This is a genomic window from Stenotrophomonas sp. STEN054 (assembly GCF_056854535.1).
Genome location: NZ_JBXFWG010000020.1, coordinates 33305 through 52416 on the forward strand (window position 1 = coordinate 33305; position 19112 = coordinate 52416).

Sequence of the window (19112 nt, forward strand, 5' to 3'; positions counted from 1 at the left end):
AAGGGTCGTACACCCGTTCGCCCCGGGTTAACGCGGCCCCGGCGCGAGCCACCGTTCAGTCTTCTTCTTCCGATGCACCGGCACGTTCGGCATGGCAGGTGGCGTCCCAGGCACTGCCCGGCAGCAGCTGCCAACGGTTCCGGTTGGCGATGCCGATGTCGATCACCTGAGCCGGATCCACGCAGGGGCTCATGGCCTTGTCCAGCACCAGCACCCAGCGCTTTTCCGGAGCCTCGGCCAGCCACGGGCCGGCATCGTGCCACTGCTCGGCCCAGGGGCGCTTGAAGCCGAACTCACGCACCGGCCGGTCGGCCTGCAGCAGGTTCTGTTCGCGCCAGGCCACCAGGGCCAGCTCGGCATCCGGACCGATCCGCTTGCCGACCCGCTGCATCAGCGCAGAAGCCGAAGCGTAGGGATCCAGCGTGGGCATCAGCACCAGCCCGTACAGCATCCACAGCATGCCGTGGGTCAGCAGCACCAGCAGTGCCGCACGACGCACCCGCAGCCAGACCGCCAGCGTGGCCACGGCAATGGCGAAGACCAGCAGGCCATTGCCCAGCACCGGCAGCAGCGAATCAGGCATCGCCCGTCGCGCCAGCTGGGCCTGCACCCAGTGGCTGTCGGTCATCATCATCACCCCCAGTGTGCCGGTGGCCAGCATCAGCACCAGGCTGTAGCCGAACAGGTAGCGGCGCACGCATAGGCGGCGCAGCAGGGCCGGCAGCAGCGCCGCCACGGCCAGGGCCATCGCCGGCAGCATCGGCAGCACGTAGACCTCGCGCTTGCCCGGGCTGGCGCTGAAGAACAGCAGCACCAGCAGCGCCCAGCCCAGCAGCAGCCACTGCCGGCGGTCGCCGCGGCGCAGGCGGCGCCCCCAGGGCTTGGCCAGCAGCGGCAGCAACAGGCTGCCGGGCAGCCACAGCGTCAGGATCACCTGCAGGTAGTACCAGACCGGTTGGCGGTGGTGCCAGGCGTTGGCGTAACGGGTGCCGGTCTGCTTGAACAGCAGCTCGTGCGCATACGACTGCAGCGATGCGCTGGGTTCGTGCAGCAGGGCCCAGCCCAGCGGCGCCAGCCACACCGCCGTGCCCAGCAGGAAGGCCGGCAACAGCCACAGCAGGGTGGCCGGGTGTGGTCCGGACACGGCCTGCCCACGGCGGCGCTGGTACAGCCACCAGCCGAACCAGGGCAGCACCATCAGCAACGGCAGGAAGCCCACGCCCTTGGTCACGGTACCCAGGCCGGCGGCAAAGCCGGCCAGCCACAGCGCCGGCAGGTTGCGGCGTTCACCGAGGTGGCGCAGCAGGCCCCACAGGGCCACGGTGGTCATCGCCACCAGCACCATGTCGATCTGTGCGCGCTTGGCCATCAGCCCGAACTGCAGCGTGCAGAACAGCGCCGCCATCGCGTACAGGGAATGCCGTGGCGACCACAGCCGTCGCGCCAGGTCCGAGACCAGCCACAGGCTGAGCAGGGCCGCCAGCAGCGAGGGCAGCAGGAACGACCACTGCCAGCTGCCGACCACCTGGTGGGCGACGGCCTGCAGCCACATGAACACCGGCGGCTTTTCCGCGTAGAGCTCGCTGCCGCGGTGCGGCAGCAGCCATTCCCCGCTGTCGACCATGGCCCGCGCGGCCAGCACGAAGCGCGGCTCGTCCGGCGGCTGCGGCTGGCGCATGCCGATGCCGGCGCCCAACGAGACGATCATCAGCACCCAAAGCAGGGGCAGGAACCAGCGGCGGGGCAGGGCTACGGGCACAGCGGGCTCCGGGAGCGAAACGGCCATTGTCGGAAACAGGAAGTGGGAGAGGCGTCGGAAACGGGCGCAGGGCGACCGCATTCCGACATGGTCAGCGCTACCATGGTACGAACTTATGTGGACATTCTGCGCATGCGCCTGTTGGTGATCGAGGACAACCGCCAGTTGGTTGCCAACCTGTTCGACTATTTCGAGTCGCGCGGGCACGTCCTCGACGTGGCCCCCGACGGCATCACCGGCCTGCACCTGGCTGCCAGCCACCCCTACGACGCGGTCATCCTGGACTGGATGCTGCCGCGCATGGAAGGGCCGGAAGTGCTGCGCCGGCTGCGTACGGACCAGGGCTCGGAAGTGCCGGTGATCATGCTGACCGCCCGCGACGAGCTGCCGGACAAGATTGCCGGCTTCCGCGCCGGTGCGGACGACTACCTGACCAAGCCCTTCGCCCTGCCCGAGCTGGAGGTTCGGCTGGAGGCCCTGCTGACGCGCGCGCGGGGGCGCAACCCGCGCAAGCGCCTGCAGGTGGCCGACCTGGTGCTGGACCTGGCGACCCTGGAAGCCCAGCGTGGCGGCCGGGCGCTGCATCTCTACCCGGCCTGCCGCAAGCTGCTGGAAGTGCTGATGCGGGCCAGCCCTGGCGCGGTCACCCGCCAGCAGCTGGAATTCGCCCTGTGGGGCGACGAGCCGCCGGATGGCGACCTGTTGCGTTCGCACGTCTACGAACTGCGCCGCAGCGTGGATGGCCCCTTCAACGACAAGCTGATCCATACCCTGCCGCGCGTCGGCTACCGGTTGGCAGCCAGTGGCAGTGCAGGCAGTGGATGCGATGAAGAAAGCGCCTAAGCCGGGACCGCTGTACCGGCGGGTGATCGGCTGGCTGCTGGGCTACCTGGCGCTGATCTCGCTGGCGGTGTTCAGCGTGGGCAACTACGTGCACGAACATGCCGAGCATGCGGCCTGGCGCGCGTTGCTCAACTCCGAACTGGACAGCATCGTCGAGCACACCGAGCACGAGCCGCAGTACCACTGGCAGGACTCGGATACCCTCAGCCTGTACCGTTTCGACGAAGCGGACCTGCCTGAAACCCTGCGCGACCTGCATCCGGGCCTGCATGACGGGGTGATGGTCGGCGAGCGCGAAACCGCAGTGATGGTGCGCGATACCGGCGCGATGGGGCGGGTCGCCCTGGCGCTGGACATCTCCGACTTCCACGACCTGGAACAGTTCGCCACGCGCTGGGTGATGCTGGCCGGCATCATCATGGTGTTCGTCACCGTGCTGATGGCCTCGTTCGGCATGGAACGCGTCGTGCGCCCGCTGAGCCTGCTGGCCCAGCACATCGGTGCGCTGCGGCCGGGCGAGCAGGGCCAGCGCATCGATGTCGATCCGCGCGGCAGTTCGGAACTGCACACGATCGCCGACGCGCTCAACGATTACCTGGACCGCAACGAGCAGTTCGTCGAGCGCGAGCGGGTGTTCATCAGTACGGCCAGCCACGAGCTGCGCACGCCGATCGCGGTGATGACCGGTGCCGCCGAACTGGCGCTGGAGCAGCCGGGCCTGCCCGAACGCGCGCGCCAGCAGATACAGCGCGTACTGCGCACGGCGCAGGGCGTGGAGCAGCTGATCGAACTGCTGCTGGTGCTGGCCCGCGATCCGGCCCGGCTGGCCGCGCGCGCCGAGCGCATCGCGCTGGACCAGCTGCTGCCGGAGATTGTCGATGACCATCGCCACCTGCTGGGTGACAAGGACCTGAGCATCGGCATCCAGGCCGCACCGGTGGATATCGTCGCGCCGCTGGCGGTGGTGCAGGCCGCAATCGGCAACCTGCTGCGCAATGCCATCGAGAACAGCGGGCGGGGCCATATCGAACTGCGGCTGACCCCGCAGGCGGTACTGACCCTGCAGGACCCGGGCCATGGCATGGCACCGGAAGAGATTGCCGCCATCCACGCGCGCATGGCCCGTGGAGAACGCGCCGACCGCGGTGGCATCGGCCTGGACCTGATCGCACGCCTGTGCGAGCACCTGCGCTGGACCCTGCACCTGCAACCCGTCGAGCCGCGCGGCACCCTGGTCACCCTCGATTTCGGCGCATCGCGTCCCTGCTGACCGACCGTCCTGGTAGATGCCAACCTTGGTTGGCATGCTTTCCGTCGATCAACATCGACGCCTGCCCGAGCAATCACCGCGCCTTCGGGCGCTCCACGTGCTGGTCGATCAGGATCACGTTGCCGTCGGGATCGGCCAGCTGCAGATACCCCGTGCCCTGTCCGTCCGGATCCGTGCGCGTGGTCAGTTCGATGCCCTGCGCATCCAGCGCCTCCTGCAGTTCGCGCACATCCTGGAACATGCCCAGCTCCTGCCGGAACTGGTCCCAGCCCGGGTTGAAGGTCAGCAGGTTGCCTTCGAACATGCCCTGGAACAGGCCGATGACGATGCCGCCATTGCGCAGAACCAGCCAGTTGCGTGCGGCATCACCGCCGGTCACCACGAAGCCCAGCGCTTCGTAGAACCCGCGCGAGGCCGCCAGATCCTTTACTGACAGGCTGACCGAGAAAGCACCCAGTTGCATGACCTGCTCCGATGGCGATGTGCCGGTGGCGATAGGGCGTCGGGAATGGGGCAATTCTGCGCAGGTCGTGGGGCCGCGGCAAGCAGCGCAGCATGACCCGGCGTGAAGGCGATGTTAACCTCGGGCAGTGCCGCATCCTGCGGCGTTTTTTTTCCGCTCTTTCGATCGACAGAGGATCCCATGCCGACCGAACCCGCTACTGCCCTGATCAGCAACGACATCGTGGGCCTCGGCCTGATTGCCGCCACCCTTGCCCTGATCTTCTGGGCGGCCAGTGGCCCGACCCCGCTGCTGAAGAAAATCTTCGCCTGGGTGCCGGCCCTGCTGCTGTGCTACTTCATCCCCGCCATCTACAACACCACCGGTGTCATCGATGGCCACAACACTACGCTGTACAACCCGGTGGCCCGCGACGTGCTGCTGCCGGCCGCGCTGGTCCTGCTGACCCTGTCGATCGACCTGAAGGGCATCGCCAAGCTCGGCCCGAAACTGCTCGTGGTGTTCTGCGCCGGTACCGCCGGCATCATGCTCGGTGCCATCGTCTCCTTCCAGGTGATGAAGCTGATCCACCCGGAAACGGTGGCCGGTGATACCTGGGCCGGCATGGCCGCGCTGGCCGGCAGCTGGATCGGTGGGGGCGCCAACATGGTGGCCATGCGTGAGGTGTTCGGTACCGACGCCACCACCTTCGGCCAGTTCGCGGTGGTCGACGTGGCCTGCGCCAGCCTGTGGATGGCCATCCTGCTGTTCCTGGCCAACCGTGCGCAGCAGATCGATACCCGCAACGGCGCCGATACCCGCGCCATCGACGAGATGAAGGCGCGCATCAGCGCCTACGACGCACAGAACGCCCGTATTCCCAGCATGACCGACCTGATGATCATCGTCGGCGTGGCGCTGGGTGGCGTCGGTCTCGCCCATGCGATCGCGGCGCCGCTGGCGGGCTGGTTCAAGGCCAACGTCAGCTGGGCCAGCCAGTTCAGCCTGGACAGCCCGTTCGTCTGGGTCATCCTGCTGTCCACCGCGATGGGCCTGGGTCTGAGCTTCACCCGCGCGCGCCGCCTGGAAGCCGCCGGCGCCTCGCGCTTGGGCACGGTGTTCCTGTATTTCCTGATCGCCTGCATCGGCATGCAGATGAATCTGCTCTCGCTTCTGGACCGGCCGTGGCTGTTCCTGCTCGGCGCGATCTGGATGGCAACGCACGTGCTGGTGCTGTGGGTGGTGGCCAAGCTGCTGCGTGCGCCGCTGTTCTTCTTCGCCATCGGCTCGCAGGGCAACATCGGTGCGGCGGCATCGGCCCCGGTGGTGGCGGCGGCATTCCATCCTTCGCTGGCACCGGTGGGCGTGCTGCTGGGCACGGTGGGCTATGCCACCGGTACCGGCCTGGCCTATGTCACCGGCTTGATCCTGAAGTGGATGGCCAACGGCTGAGTAATTCGGCCGGGAGCGCCTGGCGTCCGCGGTGGTGCCGGCCGCTGGCCGGTCATCCATGGCGCTCACGTCCCCCGTAACCGGACGCACCCGTCTTCGACCGTTGGCTGGCGGCCAGTAGATCCACGCCATGCGTGGATGAAATCTGTCAGATAGCGATAAGCAAAATGGGGTCAGATCCGTTTCCCTTTGGAAAACGGATCTGACCCCGCACTCAAATTCGACAGCTGGAAGGTCTCATCCACGCGTGGCGTGGATCTACTGAAGCTATCGAACCTGGAACCTCAGCAGCAGCGGCCGCCGTTGCGACCGCCATACCGCGCTTCCTGCCGCTCGCGGAAGAACGTCTTGTAATCCATCGGTTCCTGATCCGGATGCTTCTCCAGCATGTGCCGGACGTAGTTGTCGTAATCAGGAATCCCACAGCACAGCCGTGCGGTCTGCACCAGGCGCCGCCAGATGCGGCGGTGCGTCTGGTACTGGCCGACGGGAACCAGTTGCGTGCTCATTACAGATCCACCATTTCGTGCGGCTTCAGCGCCACGTACGGGGTCTCGCGGTCGCTGCGCTGCGGATTGCGGCGCGCCGCGAGGATGGTCTTGATCGAGTACACCAGCACCGCACCCACCACCAGCAGGAACAGCGCGGTCAGGCTGGTGTTGACGTAGGCATTGACCACGATCTGCTGCATCTGCGCCACCGACTTGGCCGGCGCGGTGATCGTGTCGCTGGCGATCGCCGCCTGGTACTTGTGCGCCTGGGCCAGGAAGCCCTGCGCCGGGTTGCTGTCGAAGATCTTGATGAAGCCGGCGTAGGTGGTGCAGATCAGCAGCCACACGGCCGGAACCGCGGTCACCCACGCGTAGCGGTCACGCTTCATCTTGAACAGCACCACCGTGCCCAGCATCAGCGCGATACCGGCCAGCATCTGGTTGGAGATGCCGAACAGCGGCCACAGCGTCTGGATGCCGCCGAACGGATCGACCACGCCGGTGTACAGCAGGTAGCCCCACAGCGCCACGCAGCCGGCGGTGCCGATGATGTTGGCCGTCCACGATTCGGTCTTCTTCAGCGCCGGGATGAAGTTGCCCAGCAGGTCCTGCAGCATGAAGCGACCGGCACGGGTACCGGCATCGACCGCGGTCAGGATGAACAGCGCTTCGAACAGGATCGCGAAGTGGTACCAGAAGGCCATCATCGCGTCGCTGCTGCTTGGGATCGCTTCGTGCAGGATCTGCGCGATACCCACCGCAAGCGTCGGTGCGCCACCGGCGCGGTGCAGGATGGTCGGTTCACCGATGGCCGCTGCCGTGGCGGTCAGCTGTTCCGGACTGATGGTGAAGCCCCAGGTGTTGGTGATGTAGTGCGCGGCCGAGGCCACGTCCGGACCGATCACCGCCGCCGGGCTGTTCATCGCGAAGTAGATGCCCGGATCGATGATCGAGGCGGCCACCAGCGCCATCACTGCCACGAACGATTCCATCAGCATGCCGCCGTAGCCGATGTAGCGCATGTGCGATTCATTGGCGAGCAGCTTGGGCGTGGTGCCCGAGGAGATCAGGGCATGGAAGCCGGACACCGCGCCGCAGGCGATGGTGATGAACAGGAACGGGAACATGCCGCCTTTCCACACCGGGCCGTCGCCGCTGGCGGCGAACTGGGTCAGTGCCGGCATCTTCAGCTCGGGCATGACCACCAGGATGCCGATGGCCAGGGCGATGATCGTGCCGATCTTCAGGAAGGTGGACAGGTAGTCGCGCGGGGCCAGCAGCAGCCACACCGGCAGCACCGAGGCGACGAAACCGTAGCCGATCAGCATCCAGGTGATCTGGGTGCCGGTGAAGGTGAACGCCGGGCCCCAGGTCGGGTCCGCCGCCACCTTGCCGCCGAACCAGATCGCGGCCAGCAGCAGGACCAGGCCGACCACCGAGATCTCACCGATCTTGCCGGGGCGGATGTAGCGCATGTACACGCCCATCAGGATCGCGATGGGCATCGTCGCGATCACCGTGAACATGCCCCACGGGCTCTCGGCCAGTGCCTTGACCACCACCATCGCCAGCACCGCCAGGATGATGATCATGATCAGGAAGGCGCCGAACAGGGCGATGGTGCCGGGCACTTGGCCCATTTCCTCTCGCACCAGGTCACCCAGCGAACGGCCGTTGCGTCGGCTGGACAGGAACAGGACCATGAAGTCCTGCACCGCGCCGGCCAGCACCACGCCCACCACCAGCCACAGCAGGCCGGGCAGGTAGCCCATCTGCGCGGCCAGCACCGGGCCGACCAGCGGGCCTGCGCCGGCGATGGCGGCGAAGTGATGGCCGAACAGCACGTGCTTGTTGGTCGGGACGTAGTCCAGGCCATCGTTATTGATCACCGCCGGGGTGGCCCGGGTCGGATCGAGCTGCATCACCTTGTCGGCGATGAACAGGCTGTAGAAGCGGTAGGCCACCAGGTAAAGCGATACCGCAGCGACCACGATCCACAATGCATTGATGTGTTCGCCGCGGCGCAGGGCCACGGTGCCCAGACAGAATGCGCCGAGCAGGGCGAGGGCCGCCCAGCCTATTTTGGAAAACCCTTTCATGAGGTGCTCTCTCCCGGAAAGATGTTCAAAGGGTCCCGCGTGACCTGTGCACGGTCAATCGCTACGGAACCTTTCTGCGGTAGTACTTTGGTCGAACACAACGCAGGCGCCGCCGCGCGGCGGACATGACGCGCGGCGAACACCAGCGATGGAACAATCGGTTGCGGCGCCGGCCATTGGCGTTGCGGCGTGCGGCGTCCATCTTCACTGGCATCCATCCAACAGGAGTCGCCATGAGCCTTCCCGAACCGGTCCGCGTGCAGCGCACCATCCGTGGCATGCCCACCTCCGACGGTGCCGGCGTGCGGCTGACCCGTGTCATCGGCGGCCCGTCGCTGCCCGACCTCGATCCGTTCCTGCTGCTGGACGAATTCGGTACCGACCGTGCCGAGGACTACATCGCCGGCTTCCCGGAGCACCCGCACCGTGGCTTCGAGACCGTCACCTACATGCTGGACGGGCGCATGCGCCATCGCGACAACCACGGCAACGAAGGCCTGCTGACCCCGGGCAGCGTGCAGTGGATGACCGCTGGCCGCGGCCTGGTCCATTCGGAAATGCCGGAACAGGAAAGCGGGCAGATGCGCGGCTTCCAGCTGTGGGTGAACCTGCCGGCGCGCGACAAGATGACCGACCCGAAGTACCAGGAGTTCGCGCCCGAGCGCATTCCGGTGGTGCAGCCGGCCGAGGGCGTGCAGGTGAAGGTGATCGCCGGTACCGTCGATGGCACGGCCGGCCCCATCGCCCAGCCGGCCACCGATCCGGTGTACCTGGACATCAGCCTCGAGGCCGACCGCGCCTGGACCTACACGCTGCCGGAAGGGCACAACGCCTTCGCTTACGTGTTCGAGGGCGGGGTGGCGGTGGGTGAGCAGGACGCCGCGCGTGACGTGGCCCGCCAGGAACTGGCGGTGCTGGGCGGCGGCGAGCAGCTGCACCTGTCGGCCGGGCGCGAAGGCGCACGTTTGATCCTGGTGGCGGGTCGCCCGCTGCGCGAGCCGGTCATGCGCCATGGCCCGTTCGTGATGAACACCCGGCAGGAACTGATGCAGGCCTTCGTCGATTTCCAGGAAGGCCGCTTCTGAGGGGTAGCGCCGGGCCATGCCCGGCGGCTTTCCCCGCGTCGCGCGCAAGCGCCCGTTCGCCGGGCATGGCCCGGCGCTACCGATCAATGTTGAAGTGCGGGAATGCTGCCAGGCAGTCATCCCCGTGCCCGCTCAGCGTCCGTCGGCCACGGCCGACGGGGTCAGGCTCATGCCCTGCGCCAGCTGCTGCAGATTGCCCAGTTCCTGGGTGCTGCCCGGGTACAGCGCGATCTGCGCATAGCGGCCCTTGTCCAGCTTGATCACGCTGATGCGCCGCTCGGCATAGCCTGGCGGCTGCTGGCCGCCCAGGTCGGGCTGGTACCAGTACATCGATTCACCGCCGAAGCTGCCCTTTTCCTGGCGAAGCGAACGACTGAGCGGAATGCCCGGATCGCGCTGGCTGAGCATCAGGCTCAGCACTTCGCGGCCATCGGCGGTGGCCGCACGGCACACCACGAAATCTGCTTGTGCCTGCTCCTGCCACTGCAGGCCGCTGCTGGCGGGCAGCGACGGACACTCGACCGGAGCCTGCGCGGCGGCCTGGGCCGCGACGAACAGCAGGCTCGACAACACAACAGGCGCGAACTTCATGCATCCCCCAAGGTGGCGTGTCGTAAGGCTCCACCGGCGCGCCGGTGGCGGTGGCATCCCATCCCCGGATGCCGTGCCGTCCGCATGTGCACGGACGGTCATCCCGACCTTAACGGAATGTGAGCGATCGCACAAATTGCGGTTACAACCGTAACCATCACCGCCGGGTCCGGGCGGTAGAGTCCAGCTTGCTCGACTGCGTTCACTGCGGCAGCGGAATGAATTCCTTGTCGTCGCCGGGGATGGTGCCGAAGCGGCCGGCTTCCCAATCGTGCTTGGCCTGTTCGATGCGCTCCCTGGAACTGGACACGAAGTTCCACCACAGGTGGCGCGGGCCATCAAGCGGCTCGCCACCGAACAGCATCGCCTTCACCGGCGTCTTCGCACGCAGGCGGCCAACGGCGCCGGCCTCGGGGATGACCAGGTGCTGGGCCGGGATGTCCACGCCATCCAGCTGGGCCTGGCCCTCGAGGATGTACAACGCGCGTTCGCGATGGCCGTTGTCGATGTCGATCTCCGCATCCGGGTCGAGGTCGATGGCGACGTTGAGCGTATCGGCAAACACCTTCACCGGCGATTCCTCGCCATAGGCACGGCCGGCGATCACCCGCAGCCGCGCGCCGTTGCGGCGCTGCTCGGGCAGGGTGGCGGCGGCATGGTGGTAGAACGCCGGCTCGATCTCCTCGTGCGACTTCGGCAGCGCGACCCAGGTCTGCATGCCGTGGATCGGGTTGTCGTGGTCGCGGTCCGGCGGCGGCGTGCGTTCGGAATGGGCGATGCCGCGGCCGGCGGTCATCCAGTTCACGTCACCGGGGCGGATGACCTGGTCCGAGCCCAGCGTGTCGCGATGGCCGATGGCGCCGGACCACAGGTAGGTGACGGTGGCCAGGCCGATATGCGGGTGCGGGCGCACGTCGATGGCGGTGCCGGCGTGCATGATCGCCGGGCCCATCTGGTCGACGAACACGAACGAGCCGATGCTGCGGGCCTGCAGGGTGGGCACGGCGCGGCGCACTTCCAGGCCGCCGATGTCGTGGACGCGCGGGGCAATGATGGTGGTCATGCGAGCGTTCTCGCTGGCAGGGATCAAGGGCGCCAGCATGGCATGCGGTCGTGGCGGGCACATGCCCCATGCGGGTAACAGGTTGTTCCAGCCAACGGCGCTGCCCCTCGTGGCTGGTCGGTTGGTTCGTATCTCGTGGTTGGCCGGGCGGGTGGGTTGCGCAGGGGACGCTGCAAGTACATCCATGTAAGCCCGGTCGCCGCATCCATGCGGCTCACGCCCCTGCGCAAGCGCAACCCACCCGCCCGGCCCCCTGACAGTTTCCGGGCGCGTCAGCCACGGAAAAGAAAAAAGAAAATCAAAATCAAACGCCGGTCGCTTCGCTCGCATCCACGCAAGCGTGGACCAAGCGTGTCGACCAAGGTCGACACCTACCGGAACCGGAGTTCACCCACCGTCACCGGGAAACTGTCGGGGGCGGGGCGGGGCGGTGTGGGGTTGCGGGGTGTCCGCGGCATGGATGCCGCGGCCAAGCCCCCAGGGACGGGTTTACGGCGTCCCCGCAACCCGACACCGCCCCGCCCAACAAACAGAAAAGCCAGAGCCGGCTGTTGCTCCGGCTCTGGCTTCAAGGTTTGCCGGCCAGCGGCCGTCACTACCGCGGGTGCCGGGCCGCAGGCCCGGCCGACACACTCACACCACGGGCTCGCGCAGGACCGGGTTGTCCCAGCCTGGGCGCGGGGCGAAACGGTCGCCGTGGCGCTGCTGCAGCGCCTTCAGCCGCTCGACGATCGCATCGGCACCCACCGCACGGATGTGCTGGATCGGCCCACCGCGGAACGGGGCAAACCCCGTACCGAAGATCACGCCGGCATCCAGCAGGTCCACGTCGGCCACCACGCCTTCGTGCAGGCAGGCCACCGCTTCGTTCAGCAGCGGCAGGATCAGGCGGTCTTCCAGGTCCGCCGGGGCCTGGTAGTCGCGGGCCACGTCCGGCTTCTTCGCCCGGCCGTTTTCCCAGGTGTAGATGCCCTGGCCATCCTTCTTGCCGCGCTTGGCCGGGTCTACCGTCGCCAGTGCCTCGGGCACCTGCAGGCCCAGGAACGGTGCCAGCTCCTTGCCCACGCCGGCGGCCACGTCCAGTCCCACCGTGTCGATCAGTTCGATCGGGCCCATCGGCATGCCGAACTTCACCGCGGCCTTGTCGATCACCGGGCCCGGAATGCCCTCGGCATACGCGGTGGCCGCTTCAAGCATGTACGGGAACAGCACGCGGTTGACCAGGAAGCCCGGGCTGCCGGCCACCGGCACCGGGAACTTGCCCAGCGCCTTGCAGAACGCGGCCAGGCGGCGCTCGGTCTCCGGCGCCATTCCGTCGTGGTGGATGATTTCCACCAGCGGCATCTGTGCCACCGGGTTGAAGTAGTGCAGGCCGGCGAACTGGGCCGGGCGCTGGATGTGGTCGCGCAGTTCCACCAGCGGAATCGACGAGGTGTTGGTGGTCAGCAGCGCATCCAGCTTCATCTTCGGTTCCAGCGTCTGGTACAGCGCACGCTTGGCCTCCGGGTTCTCGATGATGGCTTCGATGACCAGGTCGGCCTCGGCCACGCCGTTGCCTTCCAGGTCGGCACGCAGGCGTGCGGCCACCGCCGGGCGCTTGCTCTCATCGCGCACCTTCTTGGCGAACAGCGCCTGCGCGCGTTCCATGGCCGGGTCGATGAAGCGCTGCTCACGGTCCTGCAGGGTCACCTCGAAACCCTTGTAGGCGGCCCAGGCGGCAATGTCGCCGCCCATCACGCCGGCGCCGACCACGTGCACGTGGCGGATGCCGGAATCGCCGCCGCCCAGGCCCTTCAGGCGTTCGGTCAGGAAGAAGATGCGGATCAGGTTGCGCGCGGTCGGCGTGCTGGCCAGCTTCACCACCGCGCGGCGCTCGGCGTCCAGGCGCGCCTGCACCGGCTTGCCGGCGGTGCGCTGCCAGGTGCTGATCAGCGCGTACGGCGCCGGGTACTGGTCCTTCTTGGCCTTGCGTGCGACCTGCTTGACCATCTGCGGGGCCAGCAGCTTGCGCGCCAGCCAGGTGTTGGTGGCCCAGGCGGTCGCGCGCTGCTTGAACGGGCGGGTGGTGCCGGACAGGGCCAGGGCCACGGCGGTATCGAGCACCACGGCCGGGGCCACCACCTTGTCGACCAGGCCGATGCCGCGGGCGGCCGAGGCCGACAGGGTGCGGCCGGTCAGCATCATGTCCATCGCCGCGGGCGCGCCCACCAGCTGCGGCAGGCGCGCGCTGCCGCCCCAGCCCGGGAAGATGCCCAGCTGGGTCTCCGGCAGGCCGATGCGGGTGCTGCTGTCATTGGAGGCCACACGGTAGCGGCAGGCCAGGGCCAGCTCGGTGCCGCCGCCCAGGCAGTGGCCGTGGATGGCCGCCACGGTGGGGCAGGGCAGCTCGGCCAGCTTCTGGTAGGTGGACTGGCCGCGGCGGATCGCGTCGTTCACGGTGCCGCGGCGGTCGAACTCCTGGAACTCCTTCAGGTCCGCCCCGGCGATGAAGCCGGCCTTCTTCAGCGACTGGATGACCACGCCCTTGGGCGGGTCCAGGGCGATGCGCTCGAGCAGGTCGCCCAGCTCCAGCAGCACGTCCTGCGACATCGCGTTGACACTGCTGTCCTGACGATCCAAAGACAGCACGACCACGCCGTCATCGCGGATCTCGGGGTGCCAGTGGCTGAAGCGGAGACCATCGAAGCCTGAGAGCATGAACGTTCCATCCGGTTGTGTATGGAGAAGCGGCTATGATCCAGAGGTTGTTTCCCCCGCGTCAAATCCCTATAGCTGGGGGGTGGCGACCCCGGATCCATGGCCCCGGACCGGGACGCTAGCGGAACGGTGGTTAAAAGCTGGTGCGGCGCCAGGTGATCGGCGACTGAACTTTTCCCGGGATTGGCAGTCTCATTGCCCGACGTCGGTTGGGCTGACAGGAGTGCGGCCCCTCATGGCCGATGTTGAAACACCACAGGAGCTGGATCTGGAACTGGTCCGGCGCGTGCAGCGCGGCGAGAGCGCGGCCTTCGATGTCCTGGTACGCAAGTACCAGCATCGGGTCGTCGGTCTGGTCGGTCGCTACATCGCCGACTGGAGCGAATGTCAGGACGTCGCCCAGGACACTTTCATCCGCGCCTACCGCGCGATCGGAAGTTTCCGTGGCGATGCCCAGTTCTCTACCTGGTTGCATCGGATCGCCGTGAACACTGCCAAAAACTACCTGGCTTCACACAACCGACGCCCGCCGACCGATGACATCGACATCGGCGACGCCGAGCAGTTCGATACCGGGACACGCCTGCGCGACACCGACACGCCCGAACGCGAGTTGATGCGCCAGGAGCTGGAAAAGACGGTGATGAAAGCCGTCAACGCGCTGCCGGAAGAACTCCGGTCGGCGATCACCCTGCGCGAGGTGGAAGGCCTGAGTTACGAGGAAATCGCGCAGAAGATGGGGTGCCCGATCGGCACCGTGCGGTCCCGGATCTTCCGGGCGCGCGAGGCGATCGACACTGAACTCCGGCCGCTGCTGGACATCGGCAGCGCCACCCGCGAGAAGAGCCGCGTATGACCCACAGTCCGTTGAACGAATCGCAGAACCACCAATCCCCCGCCGGGCAGCGCCTGGACCAGCGCCACCGCGAACAGCTGTCGGCCCTGGTCGATGGCGAGCTTGGCGCCGATGAGGCCCGCTTCCTGCTGCGCCGCATGGAGCACGACCCGGAACTGTCCGGCAGCCAGGAACGCTGGCAGCTGCTCGGCGACGTGATGCGTGGCCAGGCCTCGCTGCTGGCCCCGCCGGGGTTCAGCGCCTCCGTGGCCGCTGCCATCGCCGCCGAGCCGGCGCCGCAGGCCGAACCGCGCCGCCAGGTGCGCCGCACCGGTTGGCGTGCCTGGGGTGGCGGTGCCGCACTGGCCGCCTCGGTCGCCGCCGTGGCCTTGTTCATGGGCGGCGAGAAGCTGAAGGATGCCGGTCCCAGCGAGGCCCTGCCGCCGCAGGTGGTGGCCAGCCAGGCCGAACTGGCGCCTGCGCCCGACCAGGTCGCGGTGACCGAAGCCTCGGCCCACTCCGCTGCGATGGGCGTGGTCGCTGCCCCCGCCGTGGCGATGGCCGCCAGCCGCCGCCAGGACGCCCGCCGCGCCAGCGCCACCCGCAGCCAGCAGGCCGCGCGCGTGGCCCAGCGGGACGACGCGCCGCAGCGTGCGGTGGCCGCCGCGCAGCCGGCGCTGAGCCCGAGCGTGCCCAGCAGCACCCGCCACCTGCCCTTCGGCGATGTCGGCAGCCTGCAGGCACGGCCGTGGCCGAAGTCCAGCTTGGCCCCGGCCGTGGGCGGCGCGCTCAACGCCAGCTTCCCGACCTCGTCCGGTGGTGCCGCGTTCTACCCGTTCGAACCGCGCCTGCAGGAAGAACTGCCAGCGCCGCAGCGCCCGCGCGACTGACGCGTGCGGGCCCATGCCCCGCCACTGGCGGGGCCCTCCTTCCCCCCTCTCCATCCGATCCGGAGGTTGCCGTCCGATGACTCACCGACTCCGCACGCAGGCCATGGGCCTGCTCGCCCTGACCCTGCCGCTGGTCGCCTGTGCCCAGCCCGCCGCGCCGACCGTACCGCAGGCGGCCCCGGCCGCCGCCGCTGCGCCGCGTGCCCCGGCGCAGCCGCTGGTCAGCGGCCTGCCTGATTTCACCAACCTGGTCGAACAGGTCGGCCCCGGCGTGGTCAACGTCGACGTCACCATCGTCCGCAACAACCGCCAGGCGTCGCGTGGCCCGATGGGCGACGAGGACATGCCGGAGTTCTTCCGCCGCTTCTTCGGCCCTGACTTCCCGATGCCGGGGCAGGGCCAGGGGGGCCAGGACGGCGGCCCCAGCATCAAGGGCCGGGGCATGGGCTCGGGCTTCATCATTTCGCCCGACGGCTACGTACTGACCAACTACCACGTGGTGGCCGACGCCAGCGAGGTGAAGGTGAAGCTGGGTGACAGCCGCGAGTTCACCGCCAAGGTGGTCGGCAGCGACCAGCAGTACGACGTGGCCCTGCTGAAGATCGACGGCAAGAACCTGCCGACCGTGCGCGTGGGCGATTCCAACACCCTCAAGCCGGGCCAGTGGGTTGTCGCGATCGGCTCGCCGTTCGGCCTCGACCATTCGGTCACCGCCGGCGTGGTCAGCGCCGTCGGCCGCAGCACCGGCGGTCCGGACCAGCGCTATGTGCCGTTCATCCAGACCGACGTGGCGATCAACCAGGGCAACTCCGGTGGCCCGCTGCTGAACACCCGCGGTGAAGTGGTCGGCATCAACTCGCAGATTTTCTCCGCCTCCGGCGGCTACATGGGCATCAGCTTCGCGATCCCCATCGACCTGGCGATGAGCGCGGTCGAGCAGATCAAGAAGAGCGGCAAGGTCACCCGTGGCCAGCTGGGCGCGGTGGTCGAACCGATCGATTCGCTGAAGGCGCAGGGCCTGGGCCTGCCGGACAGCCGTGGCGCGCTGGTCAACCAGATCGTGCCCGGCAGTGCCGCGGCCAAGGCCGGCGTGCAGCTGGGCGATGTCATCCGCTCGGTCAACGGCAGCACGGTCAACACCTGGTCCGACCTGCCGCCGCTGATCGGCGCGATGGCCCCGGGCAGCAAGGTCAGCCTGGTCGTGTACCGCGATGGCAAGCCGCGTGAGCTCAGCGCCACCCTGACCGCGCTGACCGATGACGGCCAGGACAGCGCCCGCGGCCCGTCCGCAGCCAATGCCGACGCCGCGCCGCAGTCCGGTGCCAATGCCCTGCTGGGCCTGGACGTGACCGAGCTCAACGCGGTGCAGCGCAAGCAGCTGGGCCTGGAATCGGGTGAGGGCGTGCGCATCACCGGGGTCAAGGGCGAAGGCGCCCGTGACGCCGGCCTGGCCCCGGGCATGGTCGTCCTGCGCGTCGGCAATACCCCGGTCGGCAGTGTCGATGCGCTCAACCGCGCGCTGTCCGGTTACAAGAAGGGCGATGTGGTCCTGCTGCTGGTCCGTGCCAGCAGCGGCAACAGCGCCTTCGTGGCGGTCAAGGCCGGCCAGTAAGGCCTTCACGGCCGCCCCTGGGCGGCCCTGTCACTCCCCCGAAGCCCCGCCCCGGCGGGGCTTCGGCCATTCCGGGCTTGGCCAGATCAGGCCGCTTTCGCGGCGGGGCCCCGGGCATGCGATAATCGACCGTTACCCTGACGACGCCGCGCGCCGCCGCCACCTATGTCTTCTGATTCGATGCGGAACATCCGCAACTTCTCCATCATTGCCCACGTCGACCACGGCAAGTCCACGCTGGCCGACCGCATCATCCAGCTTTGCGGCGGCCTGCAGGCCCGCGAGATGGAAGCGCAGGTGCTCGATTCGAACCCGATCGAGCGCGAGCGTGGCATCACCATCAAGGCCCAGTCGGTCTCGCTGCCGTATGTAGCGAAGGACGGCCAGACCTACCACCTGAACTTCATCGACACCCCCGGCCACGTCGACTTCTCCTATGAAGTCAGCCGTTCGCTGGCCGCCTGCGAAGGCGCGCTGCTGGTGGTCGATGCCGCCCAGGGCGTGGAAGCGCAGTCGGTGGCCAACTGCTACACCGCCGTCGAGCAGGGCCTTGAAGTGGTGCCGGTGATCAACAAGATCGACCTGCCCACCGCCGACATCGACCGCGCCAAGGCCGAGATCGAGGCCGTCATCGGCATCGACGCCGCCGACGCCGTGCCGGTCAGCGCCAAGACCGGCCTGAACGTGCAGGACGTGCTGGAAGCCATCGTGCATCGCATTCCGGCCCCGGTGCCGCGCGATACCGACAAGCTGCAGGCGCTGATCATCGACTCCTGGTTCGACAACTACCTGGGCGTGGTCTCGCTGGTGCGCGTCATGCAGGGCCAGATCAAGGCCGGCGACAAGCTGCAGGTCATGTCCACCGGCCGTACCCATCAGGTCGACAACGTCGGCGTGTTCACGCCCAAGCGCAAGGTGCTGCCGGCGCTGCGTGCCGGTGAAGTGGGCTGGGTCACTGCCAGCATCAAGGACGTCCACGGTGCGCCGGTCGGCGATACGCTGACCCTGGCCGCCGACCCGGCGCCGAAGCCGCTGCCGGGCTTCCAGGAAATGCAGCCGCGCGTGTTCGCCGGCCTGTTCCCGGTCGACGCCGAGGATTACCCGGACCTGCGCGAAGCGCTGGACAAGCTGCGCCTGAACGACGCCGCGCTGCGTTTCGAGCCGGAAAGCTCCGAGGCGATGGGCTTCGGCTTCCGCTGCGGCTTCCTCGGCATGCTGCACATGGAAATCGTGCAGGAGCGCCTGGAGCGCGAGTACAACCTGGACCTGATCAGCACCGCGCCGACGGTGATCTATGAAGTCCTGAAGACCGACGGCACCATCGTCAACATGGACAACCCGGCCAAGCTGCCGCCGGTCAACCATGTCGGGGAGATCCGCGAGCCGATCATCCGCGCCAACGTGCTCACCCCCGAGGAGTACATCGGCAACATCATCAAGCTGTGCGAAGAAAAGCGCGGCAGCCAGCTCGGCATCAACTACCTGGGCAGCCAGGTGCAGATCAGCTACGAGCTGCCGATGGCCGAAGTGGTGCTGGACTTCTTCGACAAGCTGAAGTCGGTCAGCCGTGGCTATGCCTCGCTGGACTACCACTTCGTGCGCTTCGATGCCGGCCCGTTCGTCCGCGTGGACGTGCTGATCAACGGTGACAAGGTCGACGCCCTGTCGCTGATCGTGCACCGCAGCCATGCCGACCGCCGCGGCCGCGAGCTGTGCGAGAAGATGAAGGACCTGATCCCGCGCCAGCAGTTCGACGTGGCCATCCAGGCCGCCGTCGGCTCGCAGATCATCGCCCGCACCACGGTCAAGGCCATGCGCAAGAACGTGCTGGCCAAGTGCTATGGTGGCGACGTTTCGCGCAAGAAGAAGCTTCTGGAAAAGCAGAAGGAAGGCAAGAAGCGCATGAAGCAGGTCGGCCGCGTGGAAATCCCGCAGGAAGCCTTCCTGGCCGTGCTGCAGATGGACAACAAGTAAGCCCGCAGC

The 19112-nt window shown here is 67.8% G+C and carries 15 protein-coding genes; 8 read left to right on the plus strand and 7 right to left on the minus strand.

All coding sequences use genetic code 11. The features are described 5' to 3' along the window. Positions 1–55: 55 nt before the first annotated feature. On the minus strand, positions 56–1759 hold the full coding sequence (locus AC1VXD_RS10230; protein WP_482991973.1) for an ArnT family glycosyltransferase: 1704 nt from the start codon (positions 1757–1759) through the stop codon (positions 56–58). A 132-nt stretch (positions 1760–1891) separates the two neighbouring features. Here AC1VXD_RS10230 and AC1VXD_RS10235 point away from each other — a divergent pair, with 132 nt between their 5' ends. Both AC1VXD_RS10235 and AC1VXD_RS10240 read left to right on the plus strand, forming a co-directional pair. Continuing rightward, positions 1892–2602, plus strand: coding sequence for a response regulator transcription factor (locus tag AC1VXD_RS10235; RefSeq protein ID WP_482991974.1), 711 nt, complete (start codon positions 1892–1894; stop codon positions 2600–2602). Next, a complete protein-coding gene (locus AC1VXD_RS10240; protein WP_482991975.1) occupies positions 2586–3872 on the plus strand; it encodes a sensor histidine kinase in 1287 nt (428 codons plus the stop codon). Before AC1VXD_RS10235 ends, AC1VXD_RS10240 begins: the two co-directional genes overlap by 17 nt. 73 nt (positions 3873–3945) lie before the next feature. Here AC1VXD_RS10240 and AC1VXD_RS10245 read toward each other — a convergent pair whose 3' ends face one another. Next, entirely contained in the window at positions 3946–4335 is a 390-nt protein-coding gene (locus AC1VXD_RS10245; protein ID WP_482991976.1) for a VOC family protein, read from the minus strand. Between the two features lie 180 nt (positions 4336–4515). Here AC1VXD_RS10245 and AC1VXD_RS10250 point away from each other — a divergent pair, with 180 nt between their 5' ends. Next, positions 4516–5766 (plus strand): DUF819 family protein, encoded by a 1251-nt coding sequence (locus AC1VXD_RS10250; protein ID WP_482991977.1) that lies wholly within the window; start codon positions 4516–4518, stop codon positions 5764–5766. A 284-nt stretch (positions 5767–6050) separates the two neighbouring features. Here the strand turns inward: AC1VXD_RS10250 and AC1VXD_RS10255 are convergent, their stop codons facing one another. After that, positions 6051–6275: a YbdD/YjiX family protein gene (locus AC1VXD_RS10255; protein WP_108765908.1), complete on the minus strand. Its 225-nt coding sequence runs from the start codon at positions 6273–6275 to the stop codon at positions 6051–6053. Then, positions 6275–8356, minus strand: coding sequence for a carbon starvation CstA family protein (locus AC1VXD_RS10260; RefSeq protein WP_482991978.1), 2082 nt, complete (start codon positions 8354–8356; stop codon positions 6275–6277). Before AC1VXD_RS10260 ends, AC1VXD_RS10255 begins: the two co-directional genes overlap by 1 nt. A gap of 233 nt (positions 8357–8589) precedes the next feature. Between AC1VXD_RS10260 and AC1VXD_RS10265 the strand changes: the two genes are divergently transcribed. Continuing rightward, on the plus strand, positions 8590–9441 hold the full coding sequence (locus AC1VXD_RS10265) for a pirin family protein (RefSeq protein ID WP_482991979.1): 852 nt from the start codon (positions 8590–8592) through the stop codon (positions 9439–9441). 132 nt (positions 9442–9573) lie between these two features. Here the strand turns inward: AC1VXD_RS10265 and AC1VXD_RS10270 are convergent, their stop codons facing one another. From AC1VXD_RS10270 to AC1VXD_RS10280, 3 genes are all read right to left on the minus strand, one after another. Then, the gene (locus AC1VXD_RS10270) at positions 9574–10032 is read right to left on the minus strand and encodes a hypothetical protein (protein WP_482991980.1); all 459 of its coding nucleotides are present in this window, start codon (positions 10030–10032) and stop codon (positions 9574–9576) included. Between the two features lie 202 nt (positions 10033–10234). Then, positions 10235–11095, minus strand: a complete 861-nt coding sequence (locus AC1VXD_RS10275; RefSeq protein ID WP_482991981.1) for a pirin family protein — start codon at positions 11093–11095, stop codon at positions 10235–10237. Between the two features lie 633 nt (positions 11096–11728). Then, positions 11729–13792, minus strand: a complete 2064-nt coding sequence (locus AC1VXD_RS10280) for a 3-hydroxyacyl-CoA dehydrogenase NAD-binding domain-containing protein (protein ID WP_482991982.1) — start codon at positions 13790–13792, stop codon at positions 11729–11731. Positions 13793–14027: 235 nt separating this feature from the next. Here AC1VXD_RS10280 and rpoE point away from each other — a divergent pair, with 235 nt between their 5' ends. From rpoE to lepA, 4 genes are all read left to right on the plus strand, one after another. After that, on the plus strand, positions 14028–14648 hold the full coding sequence (rpoE, locus tag AC1VXD_RS10285) for an RNA polymerase sigma factor RpoE (RefSeq protein WP_482991983.1): 621 nt from the start codon (positions 14028–14030) through the stop codon (positions 14646–14648). Further along, a complete protein-coding gene (locus AC1VXD_RS10290) occupies positions 14645–15517 on the plus strand; it encodes a sigma-E factor negative regulatory protein (RefSeq protein WP_482991984.1) in 873 nt (290 codons plus the stop codon). Before rpoE ends, AC1VXD_RS10290 begins: the two co-directional genes overlap by 4 nt. Positions 15518–15593: 76 nt before the next feature. Next, positions 15594–17129 carry a DegQ family serine endoprotease gene (locus AC1VXD_RS10295; protein WP_482991985.1) on the plus strand — a complete coding sequence of 512 codons (1536 nt, stop codon included), beginning with the start codon at positions 15594–15596 and terminating at the stop codon, positions 17127–17129. Positions 17130–17309: 180 nt separating this feature from the next. Continuing rightward, a complete protein-coding gene (gene lepA / locus AC1VXD_RS10300; protein WP_482992004.1) occupies positions 17310–19103 on the plus strand; it encodes a translation elongation factor 4 in 1794 nt (597 codons plus the stop codon). Positions 19104–19112 lie beyond the last annotated feature (9 nt).

Coding starts and splice junctions, on each gene's coding strand:
- AC1VXD_RS10245 (WP_482991976.1), bottom strand. CDS start 4,335: ATGCAACTGGGTGCTTTCTCGGTCAGCCTGTCAGTAAAGGATCTGGCG.
- AC1VXD_RS10290 (WP_482991984.1), top strand. CDS start 14,645: ATGACCCACAGTCCGTTGAACGAATCGCAGAACCACCAATCCCCCGCC.
- AC1VXD_RS10270 (WP_482991980.1), bottom strand. CDS start 10,032: ATGAAGTTCGCGCCTGTTGTGTTGTCGAGCCTGCTGTTCGTCGCGGCC.
- AC1VXD_RS10255 (WP_108765908.1), bottom strand. CDS start 6,275: ATGAGCACGCAACTGGTTCCCGTCGGCCAGTACCAGACGCACCGCCGC.
- AC1VXD_RS10240 (WP_482991975.1), top strand. CDS start 2,586: ATGAAGAAAGCGCCTAAGCCGGGACCGCTGTACCGGCGGGTGATCGGC.
- AC1VXD_RS10250 (WP_482991977.1), top strand. CDS start 4,516: ATGCCGACCGAACCCGCTACTGCCCTGATCAGCAACGACATCGTGGGC.
- AC1VXD_RS10260 (WP_482991978.1), bottom strand. CDS start 8,356: ATGAAAGGGTTTTCCAAAATAGGCTGGGCGGCCCTCGCCCTGCTCGGC.
- AC1VXD_RS10235 (WP_482991974.1), top strand. CDS start 1,892: ATGCGCCTGTTGGTGATCGAGGACAACCGCCAGTTGGTTGCCAACCTG.
- AC1VXD_RS10275 (WP_482991981.1), bottom strand. CDS start 11,095: ATGACCACCATCATTGCCCCGCGCGTCCACGACATCGGCGGCCTGGAA.
- rpoE (WP_482991983.1), top strand. CDS start 14,028: ATGGCCGATGTTGAAACACCACAGGAGCTGGATCTGGAACTGGTCCGG.
- AC1VXD_RS10265 (WP_482991979.1), top strand. CDS start 8,590: ATGAGCCTTCCCGAACCGGTCCGCGTGCAGCGCACCATCCGTGGCATG.
- AC1VXD_RS10295 (WP_482991985.1), top strand. CDS start 15,594: ATGACTCACCGACTCCGCACGCAGGCCATGGGCCTGCTCGCCCTGACC.
- lepA (WP_482992004.1), top strand. CDS start 17,310: ATGCGGAACATCCGCAACTTCTCCATCATTGCCCACGTCGACCACGGC.
- AC1VXD_RS10280 (WP_482991982.1), bottom strand. CDS start 13,792: ATGCTCTCAGGCTTCGATGGTCTCCGCTTCAGCCACTGGCACCCCGAG.